The sequence below is a fragment of the Jiella pacifica genome, from assembly GCF_010500815.1.
In the GTDB taxonomy this organism is placed as follows: domain Bacteria; phylum Pseudomonadota; class Alphaproteobacteria; order Rhizobiales; family Rhizobiaceae; genus Jiella; species Jiella pacifica.
The window spans coordinates 141,741-167,174 of the sequence record NZ_JAAAMG010000004.1 but is presented as its reverse complement, the minus strand read 5'-3'; the positions used below and the strand labels follow the sequence as shown (position 1 = coordinate 167,174).

Sequence of the window (25,434 nt, the reverse complement as noted above, 5' to 3'; positions counted from 1 at the left end):
ACGGACGAAGAGCCGACCCGCCGGCGCCCGAGGGCGTCAGGCCGATGCAAGGGACGAAACGCGAAGGTCATAGTCTTCATGTCGAATATCAAACGCCGCGGCAGGTTCGTCGGCATTGCCACTCTCGCCGCATCGACGGCCCTTTCGGGCCCTGTCGCAGCGCCTGCCTTCGCCGCGCCGATCGTGCGCAGCGCCGTGGTCGGGAACGCTCCGCTCGATACGTCGATGCAGGGATCGTTCCGGCTCGCCCAGGCGGATGAAGCTCCGGCAGGCGAAGCGCCGGCCGAAGAGCTCCCTCCCCGCGAGGAGCCGGCCCCCGAGCCGGCGGCGCCGGAGCCGGCCCCAGAACCGGAGCCTGCCCCGGAGGCACCGCCCGCAGAACCGCCCGCCGCCGAACAGCCGGCGCCGACCGAGGCTCCGGCCGAGCCGCAAGCCGCGCCGGCCGAGCCCGAAGCGCCCGCCGCCCCAGCGCCTGAACCCGCACCGGCGCAGCCTGAGGCGGAAGCACCCGCTCCGACACCGGACGAGCCGGCCGCCGATAGCCCCGAGCAACCGCCAGCAGATGCCGCGCCGGCGCCTGAAAGCGCGCCACCGGCTGCCGAGGACGCCGCACCCGCGCCGACCGAGCGGCCGGCGAACGAGCCCGTCCCCGGCGAGAAGCCGGCCCAGGACGCGCCGGAAGCCCCCGTGCCGTCGACCTCCCCGGTTCGGGGCGAAACGGGGGAGCCCGCTGCATCCGACAGCGAAGGGCGCCCGGAACGACGCGGGACAAGGGACCGGGACGGCCAGGCCGAGAGGCCCCGGCGTGACCGCGGGCCGGCCGGCGAGGCTGCGCCGCAGCCCGATCAGGCCGGCGGCGGTTCGGCCGGCGCCACCCCAGACGCTGCGCCCGCAGCCGAAGCCCCCCGTCCGGAGGGGAACGAAGGGTCGGACACCGCCGGCGAATCCCCGGCCGCCAACGGTGAACAGCCGCCGCGAAGCGAGGTCGAAGGGCAGGAAGCCGCTGCCCCGCAGGACCGGCCGACGGAACGGCCGCAACCCGTTCCTGCCGACGTTCAGAACGCGCCCGTCGAGGACGGGCGGATCGACGCCAGCGATGCCCGCGTTCAGCAGCTTCGCGAACCCGTGACCGTCACGCCGATCACCGAGGAACAGGGCGAACGGATCGAGCCGCAGGCGCGTGGCGAGCGTGGCGAGCGCAACCGGCGAGGCGAGCGTGACGGCCGCAATGGTCGGGGCGATCGTGACGGCGAGCGAGGCCGCGACGGCGACCTGCCCCCGAATGTCGAGGTCATCAAGCGCGACGACGACGGCCGCGAGATCCTGTCGATCATCGGCGCCGCCGCTGCGGGCGCCGTCGCGGGCGCGGCTGCCGGCTACTTCATCAAGGGCGACGACCAGCCGCGGCTGTCGCGGAACGCCGAGGACGTCTATTCCGAGCGGCTGCCGCGCGGGCGGACCCGTCAGGTCATCGTCCGGGAAAACGGCGTCCAGGTGATCACCATCACCAATCGCTACGGCGACATCCTCCGCCGCTCGCGCGTCCTGCCCGACGGGCGCGAGGTCGTGCTGTTCTACGATCCCTATTCCGAGGACGACGCCCGGCCGACCTACGAACTCGATGCCGGCCGCGACCTGCCGCCGCTCGAGATCGGCATCCCGCGGGACGAATACGTCGTCGACGTCGACCAGCCGGACGAGGATCTCTATTACCGGACGCTGGTGGCACCGCCGGTCGAGACGGTGGAGCGGATCTATTCGGTCGACGAGGTGACGCGCTCCGAGCGCATCAGAGACAAGGTGCGCCGGATCGATCTCAACACCGTCAATTTCGACTTCGGATCGGCCCAGATCGCGCAGGAGCAGGTTGGCAATCTCGAAGCGCTGGCCGATGCGATCAAGGAGGTCGTGGACAAGAACCCCTCCGAAACCTTCCTGATCGAAGGCCATACCGACGCGGTCGGCACGGAGATCGCCAATCTCGCTCTGTCGGACCGGCGGGCCGAGGCCGTCGCCTCCGCGCTGACGGAATACTTTGAGGTTCCCCCCGAGAATCTCGTCACCCAGGGCTACGGCGAATCCGACCTGAAGGTAGACACCCAGGCGCAGAACCGCGAGAACCGGCGGGTGACCGTGCGCCGGATCACCGCGCTGGTGAAGCCGATCGAAACGTCGGGCAACTGACGGCGCCAGGCTGAACGGGTCGCATGCCGAGGGAACACCGCTCCTTCGGCATCATTCCCGCGATGATCGACGATCCTTCCGGGCCGGCGCTTCGACCAAGCGTCGGCCCGGTCCGCTGGAAGGGTACGATACTCATGAGCCTCACCGACAAAACCTTCATCGTCACGGGAGCCGCGTCCGGCATCGGCCGCGCCATCACGCTCCGGCTGCTCGCCGAAGGCGGCAGGGTGCTAGCCATGGACACCGATGAGGCCGGCCTCGATGCACTCTGCAAGGACGAGGCGAAGAACGGCAGACTCGCGGCATTCGTCGGCGACGTGGCACGGGAAAGCGACGTTGCGGCCTGTGTCCGGCGGACGGCGGAAAGCCATGGCGCCATCGACGGCATCGTCTGCAATGCGGGGATCATGAAGCGCCTGCCGGTGGAAGAGCTGTCATATGAGGACTGGCACAAGGTCCTCGACGTCAATCTCTCCCAGAGCTTCCTCTTTGCCAAGCACGGGGGGCCGAAGCTGCGCGAGACGAACGGCGCCATGCTGCTCGTCTCCTCGACCCGGGCCTTCATGTCGGAGGCCGACACCGAATCCTATTCGGCGACGAAGGGCGGGCTCTTCGCCCTCGCCCATTCCTTGGCGGTCAGCCTTTCGCCGGAAGTGCGTGTGAACGCGGTTGCGCCCGGCTGGATCAACGTGTCGGGGGAAGAACTGCGACCGGTCGACCATGAGCAGCATCTGGTCGGGCGGGTCGGAGAGCCCGATGACATAGCGCACGCCGCAAGCTTCCTCCTCGACAACGAGAAGGCGGGCTTCATCACCGGGCAGACGCTGGTGATCGACGGCGGCATGACGCGCAAGATGATCTACGCTCATTAAGACCGGCGCCGGCCGCCACCTCGGGCGGCGGGGCTCGCCCCCTAGCGGGGTCGGAGCCGCCGGTTGTCGCTGAGGATTCGTTCCGCCCTCAACGCAGGGGTGATCAATCCTCGTCGTCCTCGGTATGCCGGGGCTGCTCGGCCGAGAGGAAGTCGCCCAATGCCGTCAGCGGCTCCACATAGCCGGCGAACACCTTGATGCAGACCATCAGCGGCACGGCGAGGAACATGCCGACGACGCCCCAGATCCAGCCCCAGAAGGCGACGGAAAGGAAGATGGCCGCGGCGTTCATCTCCAGCCTGCGGCCGACGATCATCGGCGTCAGGAACTGGCCTTCCACCGCCGTGCAGGCGAGATATAGCAGCACCGGCACGGCCGCGGCCGACAGATGTCCGAACTCGGCGAGCGCGATCACGCCGACCAGCGCCATGCCCATGATCGAGCCAATATAGGGGATGAAGTTGAGGAGCGTCGCCAATGCGCCGAAGACGACCGGCGTCGGCATACCGACCCACCACAGGCACGCGCCGACGGCTATGCCGAGACAGATGTTGATCAGCGTGATGGTGAAGAGGTAGCGCGACAATTCGCGCTCGATGTCGTGGGCGATGTGCAGCGCCCGCTTCTTGTCCGACATGGTGGGCATCGACCGCACCAGCTTCTGGTAGAACAGATCCCCCGAAGCGAGAAGAAAGTACAAGAAAATCAGAGAGAAGGCGATCGACGCGAGGATCTGCGGCGCCGTCTGGGTGACGTTGTCGAGAAGGCCGGGGTTCTTGACGACTACCTCCCGCGGAGCGTCGTCGCCGGATTGACCGGGCGCCTCCTCCGAGGCCGCGCTGCGCACTTCCTCCTGCGCCGCCTGGAAGCGGTCGAGCCGATCGCGCACCGACCGCAATTCATCGTCTACGGCGGCGGCATAGCGCGGCGCGTCGTTGACGAGATTGGTGATCGGATCGCTCAGCATGTAAAAGCCAAGCGTCAGGGTCATCAGCGAGCCGACCACCAGCACCAGGGCGGAGAGCGGCTCCCAGATCTTCAGCCGGCGCCGCAGGAACCGGACGATCGGGCTCATCACCAGCGCGAAAAGCAGTGCCAAAATTACCGGCAGCAAAAAGCTTGCCGTCAGATAGAGCGCGCCGAAGAGGAGGATGAAGAAGATGCCGATGACGGCCCAGCGCGGGCCTGTCTCGAAGTTCTGGGTGTTGACGAGTCCGATGGTCGGGGAGATCGTCGTGGAGCGCTGATCGCTCCGCCTGCTGGCTTCTTTTTCCGACGACAATTCACCCCCCGAATGCAAAAGTTCCATCCTAAACGGCGGGTGATCTTCAAAGTTCCGCGAGCGGGCGGACCGGACACTTAGCCAAACCCAAAAGCCCGTCTGGATTGCGGCGCCCCGGTTCTCTCCATTCCAGCGGCTCGGGTCGTATGAAGCCAACCGCCGCACCTTTACCCGACGACGCTATGCCTCTCTGCTGCGTCCGGCCGGCGGACCGGGGTGGCTCAGTCGCCGATTGCGACGGGGCCCGAGGAGACCATCTTCAGCTTCCAGCCCGCCGCCGCGGTGTCGTCGAGCTTCAGCTGGCTGGTGAGATAGGCCAGCCGGTCGCGGTCGGTGCCCTTCGCCGTGCAGAAGCGATCCTGCAGATAGAAGGGCGGGATCGCCTGGTAGTAGAGCGTCGCCTCGACACTCGCCACGTCGCCGGACAACGATGCGAGGTCGATCTCGTAGCTCAGCGTGTCACCGCCGCCGGTGACGTAGTCCGGGTCGTCGCCGACGGCGACGGAGCCCGTGTCCTCGGCGAGGGCCGTGCCCTTGGAGCCGAGGGCATTGGCGATCGTCACACGGTCCTCGAAGGGCAGATAGCCCGACGGAAGGATGCGGTTGTCCTTCACATGGCTGCAGATCGACAGGAAGCTCGTCGTCAGCTGCCCGGCGGGCGCCGCGTCGTGGCCGCACATTGCCTCGCCCGAAGGCGGCGGCGTCGAGACCAGCTCCTGATAGATCTGCGCCTCGCCTTCGCTGCTGATTCTCTGGTAGTGCGGTTGATGCCGCCGCTCCAGCGGCGCGATGCGGGCCGAACAGTCGCGCTCCCACCACAGTTCGCCCGGCAGCGGCTCGCCCTTGGCGTCAACGATGACGCCGGCTTCATTGGTGCCGCCGGAGGTCCACAGCGGCTTGCCGTCCGCATCGAGCGCCCGGAACTCGACGAAGGCCCGGCGGAAGCCGACGCCCGAGGGGAACTTGTGCCCGACGTCGGACGCGACGCGCACCTTGGCGGTCAAGCGCCCGGCATCGCTCGTCACATCGGTGACCGCGATCGACGCCGACAGCTTCTCGGCGTTCTCCAGCATCTTGTTGCGGGTTGTCACGATGTTGTCGACACCCTTGGAGACCAGCATCGGATCCTGGACGGGGATGCCGAGGAAATCCGGGAACTGATCGGCCATCTCGATCAGGAAGACGTTGAGGCCGACGAGGGTGTGGAGCGCGAAGCCGACACGGCGCTCCAGATCGATCGCGTCCGGACCGAGGGCATTTTCCGCCTCGGGGAAGTTGCTGTGCTCCTGAATGCTGGCGATCTTCGAGACCAGCGGCTGGCCGGCCTCGTCGTGGCTCTTCATGTGGCAGGCCTGGCAGCTCTGGGCCTTCGGGCCCGCCCCTTCGGGAAGAGTGCCATTGGCTGTCACCCCGGTGCGGTAATCGCTGAAGGCCCATTCGGGATAGGTGGTCTGCTCGAAGGTGTAGCCGAGCGTCTTGCCCTCATCCAGCACCGGCAGATGCACCGTGTGGCAGCTGCCGCAGAGGTCGGACTTCAGGAACGTCTCGTCATGCCCGGGCTGGATGCCGAGGGCGTTCTTCATCGGCACCTGTTTGGGATTTTCGAACGGGCCTTTCAGCTGATCGGCCGCGCCGACGAAATAGCTGCCGGTGAAGGTGCGGGCGAAGCCTTCCGCGAGTTCCGTCGGATTCAGCTGATCCTGCCGGGCGATGATGCAGCGATTGGCCTCGCTGTCCTTTGCCGCGGCGACGTCGGCATCCTTGAAGATGGCGTGGTGGCAGGCGGTGCAGGAAATGCCGTCGCGGGCGAGCGCGCCGAAATCGGCGTGCTCGGCCGTCGGATTGTCGGGCGGATAGGGCACGGCATCGGCCATCGACCGCTCGAAATTCGGGCAGCTCTCGCCTTGCGCCGCACCGTCGAGCTGGAACTGCCGCTGGCCCTGGATGCCGTGGCAGCCGAGGCAGATCGACTGGACCTGCGGCGAGACCTCGGGATGAAAGGTCTGGGTCTCGCTCGCCAGCTGGGAGAAGAAGATCGGGTCGCGGCCGGCAAGGCCCATCGGCGAATTGCGCCAGGTGCCGTAGGGCGACATGTTGATCAGCTTCGAGCCGTCCGGATTGTGCACCTTGTCGAGCGGCGCGGGTTTGGTCATGTCGAACTGCAGCCCGGTGCTGCCGGCATCGTGGCAGCCGACGCACTGGTCGGAGGTGAGATACTGGCTCTTCTCAGTGGTCTTGGCGTGTTCCTTGACCCAGACCGTGTCGTAGCTCGCCGACGGCATCTGCAGCGTGGCGACGTCTTTCGGCAGCTGCGCGAAGACATAGTCGAAGAGCGCGGCGACGTCCGGATTGAGCTCCTTCGGCGCGGGCTTCGGATCGTCGACCGCCGGCGCGATGTCGGTCAACGCCTCGTGATGCGGTTCGGAGCCCAGATCGAGGGCGAAATCCTGCGACAGGAAGGCGATCGGACGGCCCGGCTCACCCTCGATGTTGGACAGGCTGGAGAAGGTCGAGTTGTTCGCCGCCGAAGCATGGCAGTTCAGGCAGTACTGGCCGAAGCCCTGATAGGGCAGTCCGTTGGAAGGGCGCGGCGGCCAGTCGATATTGGCCTTGGGATCGTCGCTCCAGCCATACCAGCCCCAGTACCAGCCATCATGGGAAGCCTTGGCGTCACGCACCATGAAGGCGGCGCCACTGGTCGGCTTCAGCATCGCCGGGTCTTCCTTGGCGCAAAGCGCCGCCGGTGCCGGATACATCTCCTTGACGATCATCGCGCCGTCGGGAACCGGTGGCTCCTCGGCCGGGCGCGCGGCTTCGTCGGAGGGGCGCGCCGTCTTCAGCCAGGCATGCATTTCCGGGGAATACCAGATCACGACGGGCGCGTGCGTGCCGCGATCGCCGCCGACCCAGGCGCCGTTGATCAAGCTGGCGACATAGGGGCCGGTGTCGCGCACATATTTGTCGCGCACCCAGCCGGCAGTCGTATCCCTGTGGCAGAAATGCGAGAAATACTGGTTGAGGGCTTCCTCATACTCATTCAGCGGCAGGGCGGCCGGCTTGCGGACGATCGGATCGAGGCGCTTGCACAGGGCAAGATCGTCCGGAACCTGCGCCGACTTCTGCAAGGCGACGCAGGCGGCATCGGCAGAATTTACCGCCATCAGCGTGAATGTCAGAGCGACCAGCCATCGCGTCATCCTGCCCGACATGGCGTCACCCCTCCCGTCCGGCCTCCCGGCCTGATCGTCCTTTCCCGAAGGGTACAGCAATTTGGAAATATGAGAAGTTGAATTCATCGTTCAAAAGCCAGCCATAGTTTCGGAACGATGAAGAATGCTTCCCCAAGAGTTCACGGCCCGAACGAAAGCGGGGGCCGAATGGCCCCCGCATACTCGCGACGACGATGATCGTTCGCCGTCAGTGTAGGATCTGCGAGAGGAACAGCTTGGTGCGCTCGTGCTGCGGGTCGGTGAAGAAGGCGTGCGGCTCGTTCTGTTCGACGATCTGGCCGGCATCCATGAAGATCACACGGTTCGCCACCTGCCGGGCGAAGCCCATCTCGTGGGTGACGCAGATCATCGTCATCCCCTCTTCTGCGAGACCGACCATGACGTCGAGCACTTCCTTGATCATCTCCGGATCGAGCGCCGAGGTCGGCTCGTCGAACAGCATCACCTTGGGGTTCATGCAGAGCGAGCGGGCGATCGCCACGCGCTGCTGCTGACCGCCGGAGAGCTGGCCCGGATATTTGTTCGCCTGCTCGGGGATCTTGACCCGCGTCAGATAGTGCATGGCGATCTCCTCGGCCTTCTTCTTGGGCATCTTGCGAACCCAGATCGGCGCGAGCGTGCAGTTCTCGAGAATCGTGAGGTGTGGGAAGAGGTTGAAGTGCTGGAACACCATGCCGACCTCGCGGCGCACCTCGTCGATCTTCTTCAGATCGTCGGTGAGCTCGATGCCGTCGACGACGATCTTGCCCTTCTGGTGGTCTTCCAGCCGGTTTATGCAGCGGATGGTGGTCGACTTGCCGGAGCCGGACGGGCCGCAGATGACGATGCGCTCGCCGCGATGGACGGTGAGATTGATGTCGCGCAGCACGTGGAACTCGCCGAACCACTTGTTGACGTCCACCATCTGGACGGCGACTTCATCGGAAACCTGCATCTTCGTCGGCCGGGTGGTCCCGGCGTCGCCTTTCGCGGCGGCTTCGTTGGGGAGGCTCATGTCAGCAATTCCTCGAAAAGATTTCAGCTCCTGTGACCCGTGTCGAGACGCCGCTCGGTGTAGATCGAGTAGCGCGACATCGAGAAACAGAACAGCCAGTAGATGAAGGCGGCGAAGATCAGGCCGGTCGCCGGCGTCGATGGCGTGATCCAGTTGGGATCGTTGAAGCCGCGCCGCACCGTGCCGAGAAGATCGGCGAGACCGATGATGTAGACGAGGCTGGTATCCTTGAAGAGGCCGATGAAGGTGTTGACGATGCCGGGGATGACCAGCTTCAGCGCCTGCGGCAGGATGATCAGCCGCATCTTCTGCCAATAGGTCAGCGCCATGGCGTCGGCGCCTTCATACTGCCCCTTCGGGATCGCCTGCAGGCCGCCGCGGACCACCTCCGCCATGTAGGCCGCCGAGAACAGCGCGACGCCGACGCAAGCGCGCAAGAGCTGGTTGAAGGTCACGCCCTCGGGCATGAACAGCGGCAGCATGAAGTTCGCCATGAACAACACGGTGATCAGCGGCACGCCGCGCCAGAACTCGATGAAAACCACCGAGAGGAGCTTCACCGCCGGCATGTCGGAGCGCCGGCCGAGGGCGAGCAGGATGCCGAGCGGCAGGGACGCGCCGATGCCCGACAGCGCCACGACAAGGGTCAGCATCAGACCGCCCCAGAAATTCGTCGGGACCTGGGGCAGGCCGAAATTCGTCGACATCAGAAACAGGAAGAGGATGACGGCGGCGGCCGGAAAGAACAGCCGCGCGACATTGCCCTCGCCGCGCCGCGCCATGACGCCGACGAAGACGACGAGGCCGAGTGCGACGACCGCGGCGAGGAAGGAGATCAACGACAAAAGCGTGAAGCGGAAGTCGAGAAACTCGAAGGACCGGGCGCTGACGAAGTTGGACAGCAGGATCGCCACGAAGGCCAGCAGCGTGGCACCGAGCGCGATTTTCACCGGCAGGCTGTGAAAGCCGACCTGCGGCTCGGAGGAGACGTCGCTGATGGTGACGGCCGCTGCGATCAGGAAGAGCAGCGCCAGTTCGCCACCGGAAAAGGCGAAGCGACCGCCGGTCAGAAGCACGAGCGCCAGGACCGGGAAGACGCCGAAGAGCAGGACGGCGTTCAACCGCTTGTAGGGCACCTTCGGAATGGCGACACCGGCGACGAGAAGGACGAGTGCGACGAAAAGGAAGTCGACGCGCCAGCGCTCGGCGAATGGATAGGTGCCGTAGATGAACTGGCCGAACTTCGCCTCGACGAAGGCCCAGCAGGCGCCGCCATGGCCGCCGCCTTCGACGAGGCAGGCCTCGCGGTCCTCGCCGGTAAAGACCGCATCGAGGACGGCCCATTGGAAAATGCTCCATGCCGCCCAGAGGACGAAGAGACCGGCCGCGATCGAAAGGATCGAATCGACGGGCGTGGCAAAGAGATTGCGGCGGACGATGCCGAAGGCGCCGACCTCGCTCGCCGGCGGCGGCAGCGCCGCCTTCTGGTCCTTCGACACATATTGGAAAACCTGCTCTTCCATCGATCGTCCTTCAGCGCTCGACCAGCGCCATCTTCGAATTGAACCAGTTCATGAAGAACGACACCGACAGGCTGATCGTCAGATAGACGGCCATCCAGATGCAGACGATCTCGATCGACTGGCCAGACTGGTTGAGCACCGTCGAACCGACGGCGACGAGTTCGGGATAACCGACGGCAAGTCCGAGCGAGGAATTCTTGGTGAGGTTGAGATACTGGCTGGTGAGCGGCGGAATGATCACCCGGAAGGCCTGCGGCACGACGACGAGCCGCAGCGCCTGGCCGCGTCTCAGGCCGAGGGCGGAGGCCGCCTCGTTCTGTCCCTTGGAGACCGACATGATGCCGGCGCGCACGATTTCGGCAATGAAGGCGCCAGTATAGATCGACAGCGCCAGCCACAAGGCGATGAATTCCGGCCGGATCTGGATACCGCCCGCGAGATTGAAGCGATTGGCGGTGGGAAATTCGAGCACCGCCGGCACGCCGGTGACGATGAAGACCAGGATCGGCAGGCCGAGGATCAGCGCGAGAGCCGTCCACAGAATCGGCTTGCGCTCGCCGGTCGCCAGCTGATGCTTCTTGTTGCGCTGGGCGATGACAATCGCCGCGACGATGCCGACGACGAAGGCGGCGAACGAGGCCCATGCCAGCGCCCCGAAGATGATGCTCGGGATCTGCAGGCCGCGATTGGTCAGGTAGATGCCGATGGGGCTTTCTTCGAGGCCGCGCGGACCGCTGAGAACCGACAGGACGCCGAAGTACCAGAACAGGATGACGAGCAGCGGCGGGATGTTGCGGAAGATCTCCACATAGACGGTGGAGAGCATCCGAATGAGGAAATTGCCCGACAACCGGCCGATGCCGACGACGAAGCCGAGGATCGTCGCCAGCGCGATACCCGCCGCCGAGATGATCAGCGTGTTGAGGATGCCGATGACGATCGCCTCGCCGTAGGTCTCGTTCGACGTATAGGCGATCGGCGTGATGGCGATGTCGAAGCCGGCGCGCGACCAGAGGAAGTCGAAGCCCGAGGCGATGTTGGCTGCGGCGAGGTTGCGCGCCGTGTTGTCGATGATCCACCAGGTGAACCCGACGAGAAAGACGATCAGCGAAACCTGGATGACGATGCTTCGCACCGTCGGATTGTTGAGGATCGACGAGCCGCTGACGCGTCGTGGCATCGTCTCAGTCTCGACGCTCATGGCGACGAACTCCCACGTCCGGCAAGGCACCGACGATCGGCCGGCGGCGCGCGCAGCCCGATGGCCCACGCTCCGGCAAGCGACCGACGGCCCGCCAGTTCCGGCACTGTCTGAAAATGGGCGCCCCGATCAAGGGGCGCCCGCACACGTGGCGAGCTTGCCGGGATCAGCGGATCGGCATGCCGTACTGCAGGCCGCCCTTCGTCCACAGGGCGTTCTGGCCGCGCTGGATCTCCAGCGGCGTGTTGACGCCGATGTTGCGCTCGAAGATCTCGCCGTAATTGCCTACGGCCTTGATGATGTTCACCGCCCAGTCCTTGGACAGGCCGATCGAGGCGCCGAAGTCCTTGTCCTGGCCGAGCAGACGCCGGATCTCCGGGTTCTCGGAGGTCATCATCTCGTCGACGTTCTCCTGGGTGACGCCGAGCTCTTCCGCGTCGAGAAGCGCGTTGTGCGTCCACTTGACGATGTTGAACCACTGGCTGTCGCCCTGGCGCACGGCCGGTCCGAGCGGCTCCTTGGAGATGATCTCCGGCAGGATGACGTGATTTTCCGGGCTCGCCATTTCGAGACGCGAGGCCGCAAGGCCCGAAGCATCGGTCGTCAGGACGTCGCAGCGGCCGGAGTCATAAGCCGAATTCACGTCCGACTGGGCCTCGATGACGACCGGATTGTAGTCCATCTTGTTGGTGCGGAAATAGTCGGCGAGGTTCAGCTCGGTGGTCGTGCCGGACTGGACGCAGACGGTCGCGCCGGACAGTTCGAGCGCCGAATTGACGCCGAGGTCCTTCTTCACCATGAAGCCCTGGCCGTCATAGTAGTTGACGCCGGCGAAGGCGAGGCCGAGCGTGGTGTCGCGGTCCATCGTCCAGGTGGTGTTGCGGGCCAGCATGTCGATTTCGTTGTTCTGCAGCGCCGGGAAACGCTGGACGGCCGACAGCGGCGAGTACTGCACCTTCGACGCATCGCCGAAGACGGCGGCGGCAACGGCCTTGCAGTAGTCGACGTCGAGACCCTGCCATGCGCCCTGGTCGTTCTGGGAAGCGAAGCCCGGCAGGCCGGTGTTGACGCCGCAACGAAGCTGGCCTCTCTCCTTCACGGTGTCGAGCGTCTGCGCAGAGGCGGCGCCGCCGGCGAGCCCTGCAATCGTCATGCCGAGCAGAGCTGTCAGGAGCTTGGAATTCATCAGGAAGCCTTCCCCATCTGGGTTATCGTTTTAACTCTGTCCGCGCCGTCTGGAGACAGGCGCGGCAGCGGCGGCACCGCTTCTTCATCGGTGACCTCCGCCAAGCTGGGCAATTCCATGACATAATTTTAATCAGGTCAAGCTGCCGGTTTTTTCTTTTGCAATGCACACCGGTGGAACGATCAACTCTGCAGACAAAGTAGCCAGAAGGACGAACAGTTGACCACGGACCGCTCAAAATCCCGGCAGACGGGCCCCAACACCCTGCTTGCGCACGGGCCCTACGATCCCCGATCCATGCACGGATTCGTCAATCCGCCGGTCGTTCACGCCTCCACGGTGCTGTTCGAATCGACCGATGCGATGAAGAATCGCAAGTCGCTGCCTTATACTTATGGACTACGCGGCACCCCCACGACGAAAGCTCTGGAAGATGCGTTGAGCGAACTCGAGAACGCGCATGAGACGATTCTCGTGCCCTCCGGCCTCGCCGCGATCTCGATTCCCCTCCTCGCGTTTCTCGGCGCCGGCGATCATTGCCTGATCGTCGATTCCGTCTATTCGCCCACTCGGCAGTTCGCCAACGGCACGTTGCGGCGCATGGGCGTCGAGATCGAGTATTTCGAGCCCCATGTCGGGGCGGGCATCGCGGATCTGATGAAGCCCAACACCAAGGTCGTTTTCCTGGAGGCGCCTGCCTCCAACACCTTCGAGATGATGGATGTGCGGGCGGTCTGCGATGCGGCCCATGCCGGCGGCGCCGTCACCATGCTCGACAACACCTGGGCGACACCGCTGTTCTTCCGCCCGCTCGAGCACGGCGTCGACCTGTCGATCCACGCCCTGACGAAATATCCGAGCGGGCATTCCGACGTGATGATGGGCAGCGTCTCCGCCACGAAGGAAACCGCCCACCGGCTGCGCGAGACGCAGATGCAGATCGGCGTCAATGCCGGGCCCGACGACGTCTACCTCGTCCTGCGCGGCTTGAAGACCATGGGCGTGCGGCTGGAGCGCCATCAGGCCTCGGCGCTCGAACTGGCGACATGGCTGGAGGGCCGGGACGGGGTCGGCGAGGTGCGCCATCCGGCCCTTGCCTCGTTCTTCGACCGGGACCTCTACGAGCGCCAGTTCTCCGGTTCCTCCGGCCTGTTCTCCTTCCTGCTGCCCGGCAGCTTTTCCCGCGCCGCCACCTTCCTCGACGCGCTGGAGATCATCGGTCTCGGCTATTCCTGGGGTGGGCACGAGAGCCTTGCCGTGGCGGTGGACCTTTCGGATCGCACGATCTGCAAAGGCCCGGCGGATGGAACCTTCATCCGCCTGCAGGTGGGGCTCGAGGACGTCGCCGATCTCAAGGCGGACCTCGAACGAGGCCTTGCCGCGGCGAGCAGCGTGACCTGAGGTCGCAGAGGGGTGGGCCGTGCGGTGCGCTTCACGCCATGGTTAGGCCCCATTGCAGCCCCACGTAACGCTCCCAAAATAGCATAGAGAACGAAGATCGACGCCGGCATGAACCGGCGCGACGTCGAAGGGCGAAGGTCCCAAGAGAGGAAGCCGCACGAAGATGGCCCAATTCATGCAATTCATCCGCAGCGCCGGGCGCCGCGCAGCGATCGCCGGTGCCGGGGCGGCGATGCTCCTGTCTGCCGCCGTTCCCGCAGCCCAGGCCCAGGCGACCGCTGCGGCCCAGAAGATCGCCGACCATTTCGCCTCGATCCCCTCGATGCATGGCGACTTCGTCCAGTTCGATCCGAACGGCCGGCAGTCGGAAGGCAAGTTCTACATCGAGCGCCCCGGCAAGGTGCGCTTCGATTATGCCAACGCGCCGCTGCGCGTCATTTCCGACGGCTCCAACGTCGCGATCAACAATCGCAAGCTCAACACCTGGGAGACCTATCCGCTCTCCCAGACGCCGATGAAGCTCCTGCTCGACCGGCGCATCAACCTGTCGCAAGCCAACATCCAGAGCGTCAAGGAAGAGCCGGACCTCACCACCATCGTCATGGGCGACAGTTCGGTCTTCGGCAATTCCCGCATCACCATGATGTTCGATCCGAAGAGTTCCGACCTGAAGCAGTGGACGATCCGCGACAAGCAGGGGCGGGAGACCTCGGTGATGATCTACAACGTCCAGGAAGGCGGCAACATCCAGGAATCGGCCTTCAAGATCCCCTATACGGCGATCTCGCAGGGCCAGACGGGCAACCGCTGATCCGGCACGTCGAGGGCGACCCGCGTCGCCCTCACCCCTTTCCGAAAAACCCGAGCAGCGCCGCGAGCATCTCCTCCGGCGCCTCCTCGACGAGGAAATGCCCGGCGTCGATCGGCCCGCCGGTGACGTCGACGGCCCAGCGCTTCCAGATGTCGAGCGGGCTCTCGCCCGAGCCAGGAATTCCGACCGAACCCCAGAGCGCCAGCATCGGCGTGGCGATCCTGCGACCCGCCGCCCGGTCCTCCCGGTCGAGCCGCCAGTCGATCGTCGCTCCCGCACGATAATCGTTACAGGCGCCGTGAATATGCTCGGGCCGGGCAAAGTGCTTGGCATATTCGGCGAGGGCCTCGGGCGCAAAACCCTCCAGCGATTTCGCGCCCGTCCAACTTGCCATTGTGTGCTTCAGATAGAAGACCGGGTCGGCGCCGATCAGCGTTTCGGGCATCGGATATGGCTGCGCGAGAAACGGCCAGTGATAGACTTTCAACGCTTCGCTCGGCCCCATCGCATCCCAGACTTCGGCGACCGGCACGATGTCGAGAACGGCGAGTCGGGTCAGCCGCTCCGGCATGTCGAACCCCATTCGATAGGCGACGCGGGCGCCGCGATCGTGGCCGGCGACGGCAAAGCGCTCATGGCCAAGCGCGCGCATCACCGCCGCCATGTCGGCGCCCATGCGGCGCTTGGAGTAGGCGACATTCTCCGGGTCGTTCTGCGGCACCGACGAGCGGCCGTAACCGCGCAGATCCGGCACGACGAGGCTGAACCGCTCGGCCAGCCTCCCGGCGATCGGCGCCCACATCGCCCCGGTCTCAGGATAGCCATGGAGCAGCAGCAGCGGCGGGCCGTCGCCGCCGTTGCGGCAGAAGATCTCGGCGCCCTCGCCCGGGATGACGCGCTCGGAAAAGCCTTCGAACATGATGTTTCTCCGCCTCAAGGGCCGTCCTGGCTGCTGGTTGAGATACGAAGGCCGAAGGCACCCGCAAGGTTTCGGAAGATTCCCCTCCTTGCTTCGTCGTCCCTCGCCGTGCCGGAGCACGGAACAATGGTAGCTCGTGAACCGGCTCTTCTTCGCCTGCAGACCGACTCCTATGGGGATAGCCATCGCCTCGCGCTTGCCGTCGACTGGCTCCCAGGCCTAAGCCGGACGACCCTCTCCCGCCCCTTTCAGCAAGAGCGCCGCGCCCATGTCCTTCTCCCTCGCCACCTGGAACATCAACTCCGTGCGCCTCAGGATCGGCCTGGTCGAACGCTTCCTCACCGAGCACCAGCCGGACGTCCTGTGCCTGCAGGAGACCAAGTGCCCGAACGACCAGTTCCCCGAAAAGGCGTTCAGGGCGCTCGGCTACGAGCACGTGGCGATCCACGGCCAGAAGGGCTATCACGGCGTCGCGACGATCTCGAAGCTGCCCTTCGAGGACATCGTGCGGCAGGATTTCTGCGCCGTCGGCGATGCGCGGCACCTATCGACGCGACTTGAGACAGGGGGGCGGAAAATCCGCATCCACAATCTCTACGTTCCGGCCGGCGGCGACGAACCGAACCCCGAGATCAACCCGAAATTCCGCCACAAGCTTGATTTCGTCGAAGAGCTTCGGCGCACGAATGCCGACGGCGAGACGGGCGTTTCGGCGCTCCTGTGCGGCGATCTCAACATCGCGCCGCTCGAAACCGACGTCTGGTCCCACAAGCAGCTCCTGAAGATCGTCTCGCACACCCCGGTCGAGACCGAAGGGCTCGTGACGGCGCAGAAGGACGGCAACTGGACCGACCTGATGCGGGTGCATTTCCCGCCCGAAGAGGTGCTGTTCACCTGGTGGAGCTACCGCGCCAAGGACTGGGCGGCCTCCAACCGCGGCCGCCGGCTCGACCATGTCTGGGGCTCGGCCGACATGGCGCCGGTGCTCGAAAAGGTCGAGATCCTTTCCGAGGCCCGCGGCTGGGAGAAGCCGTCCGACCATGTGCCGGTGATCGCAAGGTTTGCGCTGTAGAGATCCAGGCGGCCAAGCACGCCAGACCTGCCGAGCCTCAGCTGAACCGATCTTCGAGCCGCTCGATGTCGGCGAGCATCGCTTCGAGTTCGTAGCGGATACGCTGGTGCAGGACGGCAGCGAATTCCGGATACTCTTCGAGCATGCGGCGAAACAGCGTCCGCGAGACGCGGATGAGGTCGCAGTCCGTCTCCGTCTGGGCGCTCGCCGGCCGGGTGGTCTCGGTGATCAGGCAGATCTCGCCGAGCAGCGCCCCCGGGCCGTGACGGGAGACGATCTTGGCGTCCTCGCCGCGGCCGCGCGTCAAAACGACGCTTCCCGAAACGATGACGAAACCGGCGTCGGCCCGGGCATTCTCGCGAAACACGAATTCGCCGGTCCGCACGCGCCGGTGCTCGGCACCGAAGGCGAGAAGCCGCAGCTGATCGGTCTGAAGCCCGTCGAAGAGCCGGACGTTCCGGAGGATCGCGATGTCGCTCTCGAGGCTCATCGTTGCGGCGTACCGATCTTTTCCTGCCCCGAGGCGCGACGGGACTTAGCCGGCCTGGCCTCTCCATTAACCATCGAATCGGATCCGGAGCTCCGGTTCACGGCGCTCCGCCGCCAAGACACGACGACGTTATCGTGAACGGGATTGGTAGAGGAATGGTGAACGCGCGGGCAAGACTTGTCCTGCGGTCGCCTCAGAGCGGCGATTGGACGAACTCATACCGCAGGTTAGATCTTGGCCGACGCCCTGCCATGCCGTCCGCCGCAGAACGGCAGCGACGACCAGGGTCCCGAGGCCAAGCCGGAGCCTGTCAGGGCACCAGCTTGTAGCCTCCGGCCTCCGTCACCAGCAACCGCGCATTGGACGGATCCGGCTCGATCTTCTGGCGCAGCCGATAGACGTGGGTCTCCAGCGTGTGGGTGGTGACGCCGGAATTATAGCCCCAGACTTCCTCCAGAAGGACGTCGCGGGTGATCACCTTGCGATCGGCCCGATAGAGATAGCGGATGATCGCCGTCTCCTTCTCGGTCAGCCGGATCTTGCCGCCCTTCTCGTCGATCAGCACCTTCTGGCTCGGCTTGAAGACGTAGGGCCCGACCTGGAAGGTCGCGTCCTCGCTCTGGTCGTGCTGGCGAAGCTGCGCCCTGATGCGGGCCAGCAGCACCGCGAAGCGGAACGGCTTGGTGACGTAGTCGTTCGCCCCGGCCTCCAGGCCGAGGATTGTGTCGGAATCGGCATCCTGGGCCGTCAGAATGATGATCGGCGCCTTGAAGCCGCCCTTGCGCAGGACCTTGACAGCCTCGCGACCGTCCATGTCCGGCAGGCCGACATCCATCACGACGAGGTCGATCAGGCCGCCTCGTGCCGCAGCAATGCCCTTGGCTGCCGTGTCCTCCTGCAGGACGTTGAATTCCTCGTGCAGGGACAGCTGCTCGGCCAGCGTCTCTCTCAGGTCATCGTCGTCGTCGACGATCAATATGCTTCTCGCGCTCATCCCCAACCGCAGTTCGCCTGTCGTCAATATTGCGGGCTCGCCCGCCCGGATCGTCGGCGGATTGATTGTAACATAGGGTTTTCGTGGCTAGGACAACACTGTTGCAGAAACGCAAGGCTCGCGGGGGCTGCACCGTGACGATCGACCGCATCATCATACGGCGAAAACCGGGCGACCTCCGGCGCGGCATCCTGACCGCCGGACCGCTCCGCATCCCTTGCGCGCTCGGGCGTTCGAGCACGACGATCGGCAAACGCGAGGGTGATGGCGCAACGCCGGTGGCGGTGATGGGCGTCGTCGAAATCTGGCATCGCGGCGGCCGCATGGCGCGGCCGAAAAGCCTCCTGCCGACGCGCAGGACACGGCCAGGCGTCGACGGCTGGTGCGACGCGCCGCGACATGCGGCCTACAACCGCCATGTCCGCCTGCCCTTTCCGGCGAGTGCCGAGACGCTGGCGCGCGACGACCGGCTCTACGACGTCGTCGTCGTCCTCGACTGGAACTTTTCTCGCCGGGCCCGCGGGCGCGGCAGCGCAATCTTCTTCCATGTCGCCAAGCCCGACTATCCTCCCACCGAGGGCTGCGTCGCGGTGGCGCCGGCCGACATGGCGAAGCTTGCCCCCTTCCTGTCCCGCAGGACACGGCTCGTCGTCGAGCGCTGACCATGGCGGCTCTCGCCGGCGGCGAGTGGCGACAGGGCCGCCATGTGCGGCGTCTTCATCAGGGGCTGCGGCGGGTTCGTTCGGGCCTAAGGTTAAATCGCCTCTGGGCTGGCCGTCTCCTGCAACCGGATCCTGATCGACGAGTTCCGTTCTCTGGAACAGCTACAATCCAGCCGCGCCCTGCGTCGGCCGAATTGCGAGGACGGACCATGGATCGCTCAGAAAACACCGACAAGCCGATCATCGAACCCTATGACGAGCCGTCGGGCGGCTGGGGGTCGGTCAAGTCGCTCGTCGCCAAGTCGAGCCAGGAGGGGCTGCTTGCCTCGACCGTCTGGGCAACGCTCCAGAACCAGAACAAGGCCGACGGCTACCAGTGCGTCTCCTGCTCCTGGGCCAAGCCTGCCGATCCGAAGCCCTTCGAATATTGCGAGAACGGCGCCAAGGCGACGATGTGGGAGATTACCCCCAAGCGCTGCGACCGGGAGTTCTTTTCGCGGCACCGGGTGTCGGAACTCCTCGAATGGACCGACCACGACCTCGAAAAACAGGGTCGTCTGACGACCCCGATGAAATACGATGCGAGCCTCGATCAATACGTCCCCATCAAATGGTCGGACGCCTTCCGGGAGATCGGCGAGGAGCTGAACGCGCTCGATCCCAAATCGGTGGTCTTCTACGTCTCCGGCCGCGCTTCCCTCGAAGCCTCCCACATGTGGCAGCTCTTCGCCCGCATCTACGGCTCGAACAACCTGCCCGACTCCTCCAACATGTGCCACGAATCGACCTCGGTCGGCCTGCCGGAATCGATCGGCTCGCCCGTCGGCACGGTAACGCTCGCCGACTTCGACGTCTGCGACATGATGTTCTTCTTCGGCCACAACACCGGCACCAATGCCCCGCGGCTGCTGCACTGGGTTCAGGAGGCGCGCAAGCGCGGCGCCCCGGTGATCACCTTCAATCCGATCCTTGAACGCGGGCTGATGCGCTTCAAGAGCCCGCAGAACCCGGTCGAGATGCTGTCCCCCGGCGAGGGGACGAAGATGTCGAGCGACTACTATCAGGTGCGCGGCGGCGGCGACGTCGCGGCGATGACCGGAATCGCCAAGGCCGTCTTCGCGCTGGACGATGCTGCGAAGGAGACAGGCGGCAAGCGGGTGCTCGACGTCGCCTTCATCGAGGAGCACTGCCACGGTTTCGACGAGTTCGAGGCCTTCGTGCGCGCCGCCGACTGGGAGCAGATCGAGCGCTGTTCGGGCCTTCCCCGTAGTGAACTTGAGCACGTGGGACGGGTCTATTCCAAGGCCGACAAGGTCATCGGCAATTACGGCATGGGTCTTACCCAGCACCGGCACGGCATCGAGAACGTCCAGATGCTGGTGAACCTTCTCCTGATGCGCGGCATGATGGGCAAGACCGGCGCCGGCATCTCGCCGATCCGCGGCCATTCCAACGTGCAAGGGCAGCGCACCGTCGGCATCACCGAGAAGCTCGAGCTGATCCCGCACAAGAAGTTCGAGGAGTTCTACGGCTTCACCGTGCCCAAGGAGAAGGGGCTCGACACGGTCGAGGCCTGCCAGGGCATCATCGACGGATCGGTGAAGGGCTTCGTCTGCCTCGGCGGCAATTTTTCCCGCGCGGTACCGGAGACGGGCCTGGTCGAGGAAAACTGGGGGAAGATGCGGCTCAACGTCCAGATCTCCACCAAGCTCAACCGCAACCATCTTCTCACCTGCGAGAAGACCTACATCCTGCCCTGCCTCGGCCGGCTGGAGCGCGACGCCCAGAACGGCGTCGACCAGATCGTTTCGGTGGAAGATTCCACCGCCTGCATCCACGCCTCCTACGGCAAAACGGAACCGGCCTCGCGCGAACTCCTGTCGGAGCCGAAGATCACTGCCGAACTCGCCAAGGCGACCGTCGCCGGCAGGTCGACGGTGCCGTGGGACCAGTGGGCCGCCGATTACAGGCTCGTTCGCGACGCGATCGAGCGGGCCTATCCGGCCGACTTCAAGGACTTCAACGCCCGCATGGGCACCCCCGGCGGCTTCCACCGCGACATCGGCGCCACAAAACGCGAGTGGCGCACGGAGACGAAGAAGGCCAACTTCCTCGTGCCGGAAAGCTTCGACGTCGACCCGGACATCGATACGACGCGGCCCGACGTCCTGAAGCTTCTGACCATCCGCTCCAACGACCAGTTCAACACGACCGTCTACGGCTATGACGACCGCTTGCGCGGCGTCAAAGGCACCCGCATGGTAATCCTGATGAACGAGGCGGACATGCGCCGCCTCGGCCTGACGGACCAGGATCGGGTCGATATCGAGACCCATACCGACGACGGCGTAACGCGGCGGGTGGAAAACTACCGTGTCCACGCCTGGCAACTGCCGAAAGGCAACTGCGCCGGATATTATCCGGAGCTGAACGCGCTGATCCCCCTCTGGCACCACTCCCGCCGCGCCCATGTCCCGGCGGCGAAGTCGGTGCCGGTGCGTATTCTGAAGCGACAGGCGACCTGAGCCGCGGCTTCTCCGGCGGTCGGCCTCTGCAGAAGAAACGAAAAAGCCTCGGCATCGCTGCCGGGGCTTTTGTTTGCTGCCTGCCGAGGGTGTTACCTGCGGCCCATCTTCAAAAGCCGTGAGATGATGAAGACCGGCACGACGATGGCGGCGCCGAGGAGGAAATAATAGACCGCCCGCTCGACCGAGCCGAACAGCGAGCGCCACGCCCACTCGACGCTGCGGATCACCCAGTCGATGATGTCGTTGGGGTTCCAGTTCAACCACGAGAGAATGAAGCCGACGAGGATCGAGATCAGGATCAGCCGGATGGCGACGCCGATCGGCGATCCTCCCAGGATCTGGTTGATGCGCTCAGACATGGCGGGCGATGTTCTCCGGTGGGGTCGTCCTTCGGCACCGCAGGTAGGCGGGATGCCGGTGGACTGCAAGTTCCATCGACCTCGACGCGGTTCGAGCGAATGAACCGGGCAGCCCGCAGTGGCGCGCCTCAGCCCCGCCAGGAGCCGTCGGGCACCTCGACGTCGCGTTCGGCGGCCGCCAGCGCCGCCGCGAGCCCTTCGCGGTCGAGCGGCGCGCAATAGGCGGGCTTTGCCCGTTCGAACCGCCAGCTGTCGGCGAGGCTTCCAGTGTCGACCGGCTCGTAGCCGAGCTCGTCGGTGAGTTCCATCACGACCCGCTTGGCCTCCGCGTCGTCGCCGGCGACAGGCAGCGCCCGTCGTCCCGCCTCTCCGGCGGGCTTGGCGTCGGTCGTCAGTTCGACGGCCCGAATGGCGTTGAAGGCCTTGACGATCCGCGCGCCCGGCAGGTGGCGGGCCAGACGCTCGCTGGTCGTCTCTTCATGGGCATCGAGTTCGGCGATCGCGCCGTCGCGCTGGGGATAGTAGTTGTTGGCGTCCATGACGATCCGGCCCGCGAGCACTTGCGCCGGCAGCGCATCGAAGGCGGTCAGCGGCACGGCGACGAGCACAAGATCGCCGAAGGCCGCGGCCTCCTCGGCCGTGCCCGTCTTCACGCCGAGGATCGCGCCGACGCTGAACAACGTCCTCGGATCGCGCGAATTGCTGATCATCACCTCGTGTCCCTTGGCAACAGCGAGCTTTGCGACCTTCTGGCTGACGAAGCCGGCACCGATCATTCCGATCCGCATGTCTTGTCTCCTTGGCTGATTCAGGCGGCCTTTTCCGCCCTTGCCAACCATTTGATTATCTCCGCTCCGCTGATAAAGTCGCAGTTCGTCGCGACACTAAAAACTGGCAGTTTGGAATGATCGATCGCTTGGCCAGCATGTCGGTCTTCGTGAAAGTCGCCGACAGCGGCTCCTTCGCGGCGGCCGCGGCAGAACTCGACATCTCCGCTCAGATGGTCGGCAAGCATGTCGCGACCCTCGAAGCCCGGCTCGGTGCCCGGCTGATCGCCCGCACGACCCGGCGCCAGAACCTCACCGAGCTCGGCCGCGCCTATTACCGCCAGTGCCGCGTCGTCCTCGCCGAGGCGGAAGCGGCCGACGCCCTGGCCGAGGACGTCGCCGCCGAACCGCGCGGCCGCCTGAGGATCAACGCCTCCGTCACCTTCGGCAGCGCGTCTCTGGCGCCCCTCGTCCTCAGCTATGCCGATCGCCATCCCAAGGTCGAGGTCGATCTCGTCCTCAGCGACCGCCGGGTCGACCTGATCGAGGACGGGTTCGACGCGGTCGTCCGAATCGGCGAACTCGCCGATTCCTCCCTGATCGCCCGGCCGCTCGGCCCCTATTGCCTCATGCCGGCCGCCGCCCCGACCTATCTCGCCCGCCACGGCCGGCCGGCCCATCCGCGCGATCTCGCAGAGCACCAATGCCTCGTCTTCCTCGGATCGAGCGAGACCCGCAGCCACATCTGGGCGTTCCGGCGGCAGGGCGAAGTGGAGGAGGTGCGCGTTGGCGGCCGTCTGCGGATGAACGACACGCGCGCCATGCTTCACGCCGCCGAGGCCGGCGCCGGCGTGGTTATGGGACCGGAAATGCTGATCGCACCGCTTCTGGCCGCGGGACGGTTGGAACGATTGCTGCCCGACTGGGACGCGCCATCCTGGCCGATGCACGTCCTCTACGCCCCGGACCGCCGGCCGACGGCGAAGCTCCGCACTTTCCTGGACATGCTGGCCGAGGCGTTTCCCCGGCGATGACCCGCCGCACTCCGGCCGGCCATCCTCAGTCCGGCAGCATCGCTTCCAGCGTCTCGATCCGATCGGCCTCGAAGGCCGGCTTGTCCCATCTCAGCCGCGAGACCCGCGGGAAGCGCATGGCGACGCCGGACTTGTGCCGGCTCGATCGCGCCAGCCCCTCGAAGGCGACCTCGATGACGAGGCCGTGTTCCGGCTCGGCCCGGACCGAGCGCACCGGCCCGAAGCGCTGCACCGTGTTGTCGCGGATGTATTTGTCGAGTTGCTTCAGCTCCTCGTCTGTGAAGCCGAAATAGGCCTTTCCCACCGGCACGAGTTCCGGATCGTCCGCCGGGCCGCTCCAGACCCCGAAGGTATAGTCGGAATAGTAGCTCGATCGCTTGCCGTGGCCGCGCTGGGCGTACATCAGCACGGCGTCGACGAGATGCGGGTCCTTCTTCCACTTGAACCAGGGCCCCTTCGGCCGGCCCGGCACATAGGCCGAATCCCGCCGCTTCAGCATCAGCCCCTCGATCACAGGATGCGGCGGCGATGCCCGCAGCCCGGCGAGCGCCTCAAAATCCTCGAAACCGACGAGCGGCGACAGGTCGAAGCGGGTCGGCTCCAGGCGCTCGACAAACCGTGCCAGCCGGTCCCGCCGCTCGGCGAAGGGCAAGGCGCGGATGTCCTCGCCACGGTCGATCAGGAGATCGTAGCACCGCAGGAACACCGGGTGCTTCTTCAGGATCGCCCCGGAGACGGTCTTGCGGTTCAGCCGTTGCTGCAGATCGGAAAACGTCGCCGCGACGATGTCGTCGGGCCGTACCCCGCGATCCTCGACGCGCGGTGGCCCGCCCTTCTCGCCAGTCTCCGCGACGAGCAACTCGCCGTCGAGCGTGCCCTCGAAGGTCATGAAGTCGGTCAGGTCGGGAAAGGCGCCGGAAATGTCGTCGCCGGTGCGCGAATAGAGCCGGCGGACGCCGCCCTCGGCGCTCGCCTGGACGCGAATGCCGTCCCACTTCCATTCGGCCGCATAGACGTCCGGGGTGATCAGGCCATGGTCCGGCTCTTCCAGCGGCTGCGACAGCATCACCGGCCGGAACGGCGCCAGCGCCGCCGAGACGGGCTTTTCCGCCCGACCTTCCAGCCAGGCGAACAGCGCCCCGTAGGGCGGTTCGAGCCCGTGCCAGAGTTCCTCAATCTCGGCGATGTCCTTTTCGCCGAAATCGGCCAGCGCCTGCTTGGCGAGCCTGGCCGAGACGCCGATCCTCAGGCCCCCGGTGACGAGTTTCAGGAGCGCGTAGCGGCCGGACGCGTCGAGACGGTCGAGCCAGGCCTCGACGAGCCTCACGCCCTCCGGCCGGGTGGCGGCGTCGAGACGGGAGACGATCTCCGACAGGGTCGGCGGGGGCTGGCTTCGAGACGCTCCGCCGGCGGCGGTCTCGCCTCCAACGCCTCGTGACGATTCCTCCACGAGAGACGGCATCGGCTCGCTTTGGGGCAAATGGCGGTCGATCTCCCCCCTTGAGGGGGAGATGCCGGCAGGCAGAGGGGGGTCGCCAGCCGCAACGGCCATGGGATCGTCGCGGATCGCCTCCCCCGCCCCTTCCGGCCAGACCAGTGAGATCGTCTCGGCGAGGTCGCCCACATAGTCGTAGGAATATTGAAACAGCACCGCATCCATGCGGTTCGCGACGAGTTCGCGCAGCATCGCCGGCTTGACGCTGCGAATGTCGAGGTCGCCGGTGATCGCCGCCAGCGCCAGCCCCCGCTCCGGGTCCGGCACGGCGCGAAAATGCTCGACCAGGAGCCGCAGCTTGCCGTTGCGCGAGGGCTGCAGGACGAGGGCATCGAGGAGATCGGCGAAGGGTTTCATTGCGCCGAAAATGCTGCGGCGGAGCGTCCGGGCAAGCCGGCCCCGCCGCTCGGTTCGTCATTTCGGGCCATGC

At 65.7% G+C, this 25,434-nt stretch carries 20 protein-coding genes; 8 read left to right on the top strand and 12 right to left on the bottom strand.

The window, feature by feature from the left end:
- Positions 1-78 precede the first annotated feature (78 nt).
- Together GTK09_RS07050 and GTK09_RS07045 are read left to right on the top strand one after the other, a co-directional pair.
- On the top strand, positions 79-2,184 hold the full coding sequence (locus GTK09_RS07050) for an OmpA family protein (protein ID WP_246217754.1): 2,106 nt from the start codon (positions 79-81) through the stop codon (positions 2,182-2,184).
- Positions 2,185-2,207: 23 nt separating this feature from the next.
- Positions 2,208-3,056 (top strand): SDR family oxidoreductase, encoded by an 849-nt coding sequence (locus GTK09_RS07045; RefSeq protein ID WP_203560917.1) that lies wholly within the window; start codon positions 2,208-2,210, stop codon positions 3,054-3,056.
- A 103-nt stretch (positions 3,057-3,159) separates the two neighbouring features.
- Here the strand turns inward: GTK09_RS07045 and GTK09_RS07040 are convergent, their stop codons facing one another.
- The 6 genes from GTK09_RS07040 to GTK09_RS07015 form a co-directional block, all read right to left on the bottom strand.
- Complete coding sequence (locus tag GTK09_RS07040; protein WP_246217753.1) at positions 3,160-4,338, bottom strand: AI-2E family transporter; 1,179 nt, start codon at positions 4,336-4,338, stop codon at positions 3,160-3,162.
- 221 nt (positions 4,339-4,559) lie between these two features.
- A complete protein-coding gene (locus GTK09_RS07035) occupies positions 4,560-7,547 on the bottom strand; it encodes a cytochrome P460 family protein (RefSeq protein ID WP_203560916.1) in 2,988 nt (995 codons plus the stop codon).
- 208 nt (positions 7,548-7,755) lie between these two features.
- Entirely contained in the window at positions 7,756-8,562 is an 807-nt protein-coding gene (locus GTK09_RS07030; protein WP_163462250.1) for an amino acid ABC transporter ATP-binding protein, read from the bottom strand.
- Positions 8,563-8,585: 23 nt separating this feature from the next.
- On the bottom strand, positions 8,586-10,085 hold the full coding sequence (locus GTK09_RS07025) for an amino acid ABC transporter permease (RefSeq protein ID WP_163462248.1): 1,500 nt from the start codon (positions 10,083-10,085) through the stop codon (positions 8,586-8,588).
- 10 nt (positions 10,086-10,095) lie between these two features.
- Entirely contained in the window at positions 10,096-11,286 is a 1,191-nt protein-coding gene (locus GTK09_RS07020; protein ID WP_163462246.1) for an amino acid ABC transporter permease, read from the bottom strand.
- 166 nt (positions 11,287-11,452) lie between these two features.
- Positions 11,453-12,472: an amino acid ABC transporter substrate-binding protein gene (locus GTK09_RS07015; protein WP_163462244.1), complete on the bottom strand. Its 1,020-nt coding sequence runs from the start codon at positions 12,470-12,472 to the stop codon at positions 11,453-11,455.
- Between the two features lie 264 nt (positions 12,473-12,736).
- Between GTK09_RS07015 and metC the strand changes: the two genes are divergently transcribed.
- Together metC and GTK09_RS07005 are read left to right on the top strand one after the other, a co-directional pair.
- Positions 12,737-13,873, top strand: a complete 1,137-nt coding sequence (gene metC / locus GTK09_RS07010) for a cystathionine beta-lyase (RefSeq protein WP_281353345.1) — start codon at positions 12,737-12,739, stop codon at positions 13,871-13,873.
- Positions 13,874-14,036: 163 nt separating this feature from the next.
- The gene (locus tag GTK09_RS07005; protein WP_163462240.1) at positions 14,037-14,684 is read left to right on the top strand and encodes an outer-membrane lipoprotein carrier protein LolA; all 648 of its coding nucleotides are present in this window, start codon (positions 14,037-14,039) and stop codon (positions 14,682-14,684) included.
- A 31-nt stretch (positions 14,685-14,715) separates the two neighbouring features.
- Here GTK09_RS07005 and GTK09_RS07000 read toward each other — a convergent pair whose 3' ends face one another.
- Positions 14,716-15,603 carry an alpha/beta fold hydrolase gene (locus GTK09_RS07000; RefSeq protein ID WP_163462238.1) on the bottom strand — a complete coding sequence of 296 codons (888 nt, stop codon included), beginning with the start codon at positions 15,601-15,603 and terminating at the stop codon, positions 14,716-14,718.
- Positions 15,604-15,871: 268 nt separating this feature from the next.
- Between GTK09_RS07000 and GTK09_RS06995 the strand changes: the two genes are divergently transcribed.
- Positions 15,872-16,675 (top strand): exodeoxyribonuclease III, encoded by an 804-nt coding sequence (locus GTK09_RS06995; protein ID WP_163462236.1) that lies wholly within the window; start codon positions 15,872-15,874, stop codon positions 16,673-16,675.
- Positions 16,676-16,712: 37 nt separating this feature from the next.
- Here GTK09_RS06995 and GTK09_RS06990 read toward each other — a convergent pair whose 3' ends face one another.
- Both GTK09_RS06990 and GTK09_RS06985 read right to left on the bottom strand, forming a co-directional pair.
- On the bottom strand, positions 16,713-17,165 hold the full coding sequence (locus GTK09_RS06990; RefSeq protein ID WP_163462234.1) for a cyclic nucleotide-binding domain-containing protein: 453 nt from the start codon (positions 17,163-17,165) through the stop codon (positions 16,713-16,715).
- Between the two features lie 310 nt (positions 17,166-17,475).
- Complete coding sequence (locus GTK09_RS06985; protein WP_163462233.1) at positions 17,476-18,159, bottom strand: response regulator transcription factor; 684 nt, start codon at positions 18,157-18,159, stop codon at positions 17,476-17,478.
- Positions 18,160-18,260: 101 nt separating this feature from the next.
- Here GTK09_RS06985 and GTK09_RS06980 point away from each other — a divergent pair, with 101 nt between their 5' ends.
- The gene (locus tag GTK09_RS06980; protein WP_203560915.1) at positions 18,261-18,821 is read left to right on the top strand and encodes a L,D-transpeptidase family protein; all 561 of its coding nucleotides are present in this window, start codon (positions 18,261-18,263) and stop codon (positions 18,819-18,821) included.
- 209 nt (positions 18,822-19,030) lie between these two features.
- On the top strand, positions 19,031-21,346 hold the full coding sequence (locus GTK09_RS06975; RefSeq protein ID WP_163462232.1) for an FdhF/YdeP family oxidoreductase: 2,316 nt from the start codon (positions 19,031-19,033) through the stop codon (positions 21,344-21,346).
- A 92-nt stretch (positions 21,347-21,438) separates the two neighbouring features.
- Here the strand turns inward: GTK09_RS06975 and GTK09_RS06970 are convergent, their stop codons facing one another.
- Both GTK09_RS06970 and GTK09_RS06965 read right to left on the bottom strand, forming a co-directional pair.
- Positions 21,439-21,708, bottom strand: a complete 270-nt coding sequence (locus GTK09_RS06970) for a DUF6460 domain-containing protein (protein WP_163462231.1) — start codon at positions 21,706-21,708, stop codon at positions 21,439-21,441.
- A 128-nt stretch (positions 21,709-21,836) separates the two neighbouring features.
- Positions 21,837-22,496 (bottom strand): NADPH-dependent F420 reductase, encoded by a 660-nt coding sequence (locus tag GTK09_RS06965; RefSeq protein ID WP_163462230.1) that lies wholly within the window; start codon positions 22,494-22,496, stop codon positions 21,837-21,839.
- A gap of 116 nt (positions 22,497-22,612) precedes the next feature.
- Here GTK09_RS06965 and GTK09_RS06960 point away from each other — a divergent pair, with 116 nt between their 5' ends.
- Positions 22,613-23,509, top strand: coding sequence for a LysR family transcriptional regulator (locus tag GTK09_RS06960; protein WP_203560914.1), 897 nt, complete (start codon positions 22,613-22,615; stop codon positions 23,507-23,509).
- Between the two features lie 25 nt (positions 23,510-23,534).
- On the opposite strand, the gene GTK09_RS06955 is transcribed toward GTK09_RS06960, so the two are convergent.
- A complete protein-coding gene (locus GTK09_RS06955) occupies positions 23,535-25,361 on the bottom strand; it encodes a cisplatin damage response ATP-dependent DNA ligase (protein WP_163462229.1) in 1,827 nt (608 codons plus the stop codon).
- Positions 25,362-25,434: the final 73 nt, after the last annotated feature.